Origin of the sequence: Coleofasciculus sp. (assembly GCF_046565525.1) — a bacterium.
Lineage (GTDB): Bacteria > Cyanobacteriota > Cyanobacteriia > Cyanobacteriales > Coleofasciculaceae > Coleofasciculus.
Genome location: NZ_JBKHUP010000213.1, coordinates 1 through 4,791, shown reverse-complemented (window position 1 = coordinate 4,791; position 4,791 = coordinate 1). Strand labels below are relative to the sequence as shown.

4 protein-coding genes and 1 pseudogene are annotated in these 4,791 nt (G+C 47.9%); 1 reads left to right on the top strand and 4 read right to left on the bottom strand.

Going from position 1 to position 4,791, the window contains the following annotated elements:
- Nucleotides 1-83 precede the first annotated feature (83 nt).
- Entirely contained in the window at nucleotides 84-1,370 is a 1,287-nt protein-coding gene (locus ACLGGO_RS35050) for a dihydrolipoamide acetyltransferase family protein (RefSeq protein ID WP_446334527.1), read from the bottom strand.
- 127 nt (nucleotides 1,371-1,497) lie between these two features.
- Between ACLGGO_RS35050 and ACLGGO_RS35045 the strand changes: the two genes are divergently transcribed.
- Nucleotides 1,498-2,034, top strand: a complete 537-nt coding sequence (locus tag ACLGGO_RS35045; protein ID WP_446422777.1) for a hypothetical protein — start codon at nucleotides 1,498-1,500, stop codon at nucleotides 2,032-2,034.
- A gap of 62 nt (nucleotides 2,035-2,096) precedes the next feature.
- Here the strand turns inward: ACLGGO_RS35045 and ACLGGO_RS35040 are convergent, their stop codons facing one another.
- The 3 genes and pseudogenes from ACLGGO_RS35040 to ACLGGO_RS35030 all read right to left on the bottom strand — a co-directional run.
- Nucleotides 2,097-2,612 carry a pentapeptide repeat-containing protein gene (locus ACLGGO_RS35040; protein ID WP_446422776.1) on the bottom strand — a complete coding sequence of 172 codons (516 nt, stop codon included), beginning with the start codon at nucleotides 2,610-2,612 and terminating at the stop codon, nucleotides 2,097-2,099.
- A 48-nt stretch (nucleotides 2,613-2,660) separates the two neighbouring features.
- The gene (locus tag ACLGGO_RS35035; RefSeq protein ID WP_446422775.1) at nucleotides 2,661-4,352 is read right to left on the bottom strand and encodes a glycosyltransferase family 39 protein; all 1,692 of its coding nucleotides are present in this window, start codon (nucleotides 4,350-4,352) and stop codon (nucleotides 2,661-2,663) included.
- A 99-nt stretch (nucleotides 4,353-4,451) separates the two neighbouring features.
- Nucleotides 4,452-4,682 (bottom strand): annotated as a pseudogene (locus ACLGGO_RS35030) (ZIP family metal transporter); the annotation flags it as partial.
- Between the last annotated feature and the right edge of the window lie 109 nt (nucleotides 4,683-4,791).

Sequence of the window (4,791 nt, the reverse complement as noted above, 5' to 3'; positions counted from 1 at the left end):
AATTAGAACTGTTTTCTCAGGATATGTGGAATGTGAGTTCCGCAGAATCCCCCTTTTTCTAAAAGGGGGAGTGTCAAATCCGATTACAGCGTCAACGATTGCGGATTCGTTTCCATCAACTTCGCCAAATCTTGCAGGAATGCTGCCGCATCTGCACCGTAAACAATCCGGTGATCACAGGTCATATTCACCTGCATCTGATTCCGCACCCCCATCATGCCATCCGTTGTCGCCACCACTTGTGGACGTGATGCGCCAATCGCTAGGATTGCTCCTTGTCCCGGCGGTAAAATTGCATCAAAACGGTCAACGCCATACATCCCCAAGTTCGAGATAGTAAACGTACCGGAAGTATATTCCTCCGGTTGCAACTGCTTACGTCGAGAGCGTTCAACCAAACCTTTCCAAGTGCGAGACAAGGAATAAATATCCACCTCATCGGCTTTTTGTAACACAGGTGTAATGAGTCCCCCATCTGCCATTGCCACAGCGACAGCCACATTGACCCCCCCATGATACTGAATCCCCTTTTCCGTATAACTGGCATTGATTGTGGGATGTTGTTTCAATGTCACAGCGACGGCTTTGGCTAATAGGGCAGTCATAGTTACGCCCTTAGACTTAATTTGTTTATACAGTTTATCCAATTCATCCGTTGTGATGGTATACCCCACCCGGAATGCTGGCACCTGAAGACTCGCCACCATATTCCGAACCACGGCATTTTGCAGCGTGTTGAACGGAACCACTTCACCGAGGGGGACAGAAATCGGTGTTGTCGGTGTAGCCATCGGTTGAGCCGCAGGCTGAGACGTTGGCTGTTGTGGTGCGGCGGCGGGTTCAGGTTGGGGAGTTTTCCCGGCGGCGGCTTCCACATCTTCTGCCACAATGCGTCCATGTGGACCACTACCCGTCAATGTATCAAGTTCAACCTTCAACTCCCTGGCTAATTTCTTAGCCCGAGGAGAGGCGACAGTGCGTCCATTGCGACGACTGGGGGTATCTTGGGCTTGGGGAGCGGCTGAGACAGTCGCGGGTTCAGGTGTTGGCGTTGGTGCAGGGGGAGTACTGGCTGGCGCTGAGGCGGAACTGGATTGAGAGGCTTGTTGTTTAGCCGCCTCAATTTCGTCAGGAGTTTCGGCTAGCAGAGCAATTGCCTCCCCCACAGGCACGCTTTCGCCTGCGGGTACAGTAATGACGGCTAGGTAGCCCTCATAGAACGACTCCACATCCATATCCGCCTTGTCAGACTCAACCACTACCACGGTTTCGCCTTTTTCTACTTTGTCCCCTGGGGATTTCACCCAAGAGACAATTTTACCTTCGGTCATGGTGGAGCTAAGGGCGGGCATGAAAACTTCGTGGATCATGAGGTGGTATTCCCAATGAACTAGGCGTGAGATAACAATAGCATTTGCCAGATCGCATTTTAACGTGATGACTGGCTTTAAAACTATCTAGGTCAAAAATATGGTCAACTCGTGCAAAATTTCTTTGATGAGTATCGCTGGTATGGCAATCCTGCTGACGGCTTGTACCAGCATCAGTAATCGCCTAGAAACGACAACCACAGCCGCTAATCCTTCACCTGAAGAAACGATTTCCTCATCGACTGAGCCATCCCCCGATTCTCTAGGTAACTCGACTCCCCGGCAAAATTTTTCATCCGCTCAGACTCCGGCGGCTAACCGGGAAGATTATCGTTCAATGGATCTATCCCAACTTGCAGGTAAGACGAGTTTAACCGGTAGTGACCCAAACGCGATCGCACTCTCGGCGTTTGATAATAGCGACGCTGACACCAATTCACCCACCGTGGATGTCTCCTATCCTCAACCGACTCAGGCAATTGTTATCCTGACTCAAACTGGATTAAAGGATGATTCTGTGCAAGATATCCGATATCGCGTTGACTTCCAGAAAAATTCCTCTGCCCAAATTAACGAACAGTGGCAGATGATTTGGGCAGGATCTCAGTTCAAATGTTATCCTGGGCGCGGTCATCAAGAATGGTCAACTGAACTTTGTTTTTGAGCTGGTTTTCTGGGCGCACGTCGGCAAAGGGCGCACATCGGTGCGCCCCTACGACAGACAATTTATCGACATCCTAAGGATTCACGAGTCTCTACCCCCGTTTTCGAGTTAACGCCACTAGCTCTAGTACAGAGATTTTGAACTTGTAAGCGATCTAAAACTGCATCGCTGAAATCAGTACCCGTGATATTAACGTCATCCAAGCGAGAACCTAACAAAATCGCTTCCACTAAAACCGCATCACTCAAATCAGCACCCTTGAAGTTAACCTTATAAGCAATGCTATAAGAAAAGTCTGCACTTTGTAGATTAGCCTCAGTTATCGTGGAATCAGTAATCACCATATTGCGTAAATCGGTATTGCTTAAATTCGTTTGCGTCAGATTCATATTAGATATCTCCAGTTCGGCTAAATTTTGACCAGAGAAATCCATGGCACTCAGATCAGATGCACCGTCATTAATAAGCTGTCTGGCAGAGGGATTAGCAGCTTGGGCGGATAGGGGAACTAAAACCAACACCAACGCCAAAATTAGAGCGGCGAGTCCTCGAATAGACTTAATAATATTTACTTTCATTACAACTGTTGTTGAAAACATCCTTTCTGGTGTAGCTTACGCCAAATCTCAACCACATCGGTATAACTGATAGGGAATACCAATCCGGTAATGTTGACTCGGATCAAGGATACAGGTTTTTTGGTTCGCGATCGCAAGATGTTGGGGATAGTCTTGACGCTTCAAGCCCGGAGCGATTACCCATAGATTCAACTGAGACACTGAGGGTATCGTTAATTCCGATAACTGCTGCCAGATTCCATCATATCCCTGTTGGCGACTTAAAAATGCGATCGCGCGATCGCCCTGTTGACTACTACCCTCTGATACGTTCTCTAATGCCTTGGCAAAGCTCAATCCTAATCCGATATCCTGAAGATCGTCATATCCCATCACCATCATCAGGGGAACAGTGGGTTCAATCGTCATATTCTCTGCCACCTGCTGAGGATAATAGGGTTTGAGAAACACCAAATTAGCCACAACACAAACCGTACTCACCACAGAGATAGTCAACGTTAAGATAATTGCCCATCTCCCCCGCACCCCTGCACCCCTACGCCCAGACGCGCCCTGAGACGCGCCATGGTTTACGGTTAAACTCGCTGCCAAGAGCGCACAAATCGTCGGATAATAAACAAAATTATAGCGGGGGACAACGGAGATATCCTTACCTAGCAGGTAAATAATTGCCAAAAATTGCAGCAATACAGCCAAGGTAAACCCGAATAGCGTCAACGTGGCTAACTCGGTTGCAGGCTTGTGTAGCAATTGCTTAACTCCCACGCCTCCCCGCCAAATAATCCACCCCCCCAACCCCAGAGTTAATCCTCCCATGGGGATAACAATCCACCAGGGTTGATTTTCCACGGGTAAGGCAATTACCATGAGTAACCAACCCACGAGTAATTGCACAAGAGGTGTAATACTATCCGGTTGCGGTAACCAATTGGTTTCTTGTCGCCCCACATCTGCCAAAAGCATACCCCACCACGGTAAATAACTAACTGCTATTCCCGCCATTACCAGCGCCACAGCTATCCAACTCCCGCCTGGTAAGCGCCGACGATACCAAATCATCCCGGAAATTAGGGTGAAAAATTGGGCAATGACAGCCAGAAGAAAAAAGTAGTGGACATAACAACCGATACTGTTCACCATACCCCAACCTAGCCATAGCCAAGGGGAAGGCAATTGCTGATGATAAAGACGCTGCTGAATCGGGATTAATGCCAAAAGTGCCAGAATAATCAGCAGCATTGGTAATGTGTAGTGACGCGCTTCCTGAGACAAGTAAACCGCAAAAGGAGACACCGCCATTAACGCGGCGGCGATTAATCCCGCGATTGGCGAAAAGATGAGACGATTGAGAACGTAGATTGCCGCGATCGCACCCACTCCGATTAAAGCTGGAAATGAGCGCAACGCCCAAGCTAACTGTTCGGTTCCCGTAAACCTTAACCACGAATGCATTAAGCAAAAGAATAAGGGCGGATGAGTCGATTGTTGGGCAAGGGTTTGGGCAATATCTCTACAGCTAGCTTCGGGTTGGAGAGTGAAAAATTCCTGGAGCGTAGACAGCGGAAATACGACATCTAACGGTAAATCATTATACTCAAGTCCCAGGCTAAAGAAAGCCGTGAGAACTTCATCCAGCCACAGGGGTTTTAAGTCAAGATGCCAAAACCGGAGGGCGGTTCCCAGAATAATGATTCCAGCAAGGGCGAAATAGTGGAGAGTCAGTTTTTGGCGTAGGTTCATAGTTAGGATTTTCGCGCAAAAACCACTCTAGCGAGAATTTAAGTAAGTCGGGCTGAAAAAACTAAACTATGTTAAAGATAGGGAAACAAGAGAAGAGAGTCAAATTGCCTGTTTAACCAGCTTGGGTAGCAACATAACCCCAGCACCGAGCAGAAGTAGGAGTAGCTGCCACAGTGAGGTAGATACTTGTCTCTTCTTATGTAATTCTGGAATCAAATCGCTGGCAGCAATGTAGATGAAATTCCCGGCTGTGATGGGGAGTACAAATGAAGAATAGCCTTCTATCTGGGAACCAATCACCAGTGAGAGACTAGCACCAAACACAGCAGTTAAAGCCGAAAAGTTATTTTAATAAATATTTATATTTACCGGAAAAGCGATGGGTGAAGGCTCCCACGCTCTTTAGCTGGGAGATGAAACCGAGCGAACCGTCTAGGTA

Bases quoted from the DNA above. Each gene is read 5' to 3' on its own strand.
- ACLGGO_RS35035 (WP_446422775.1), bottom strand. From the start codon at position 4,352: ATGAACCTACGCCAAAAACTGACTCTCCACTATTTCGCCCTTGCTGGA.
- ACLGGO_RS35045 (WP_446422777.1), top strand. From the start codon at position 1,498: ATGAGTATCGCTGGTATGGCAATCCTGCTGACGGCTTGTACCAGCATC.
- ACLGGO_RS35050 (WP_446334527.1), bottom strand. From the start codon at position 1,370: ATGATCCACGAAGTTTTCATGCCCGCCCTTAGCTCCACCATGACCGAA.
- ACLGGO_RS35040 (WP_446422776.1), bottom strand. From the start codon at position 2,612: ATGAAAGTAAATATTATTAAGTCTATTCGAGGACTCGCCGCTCTAATT.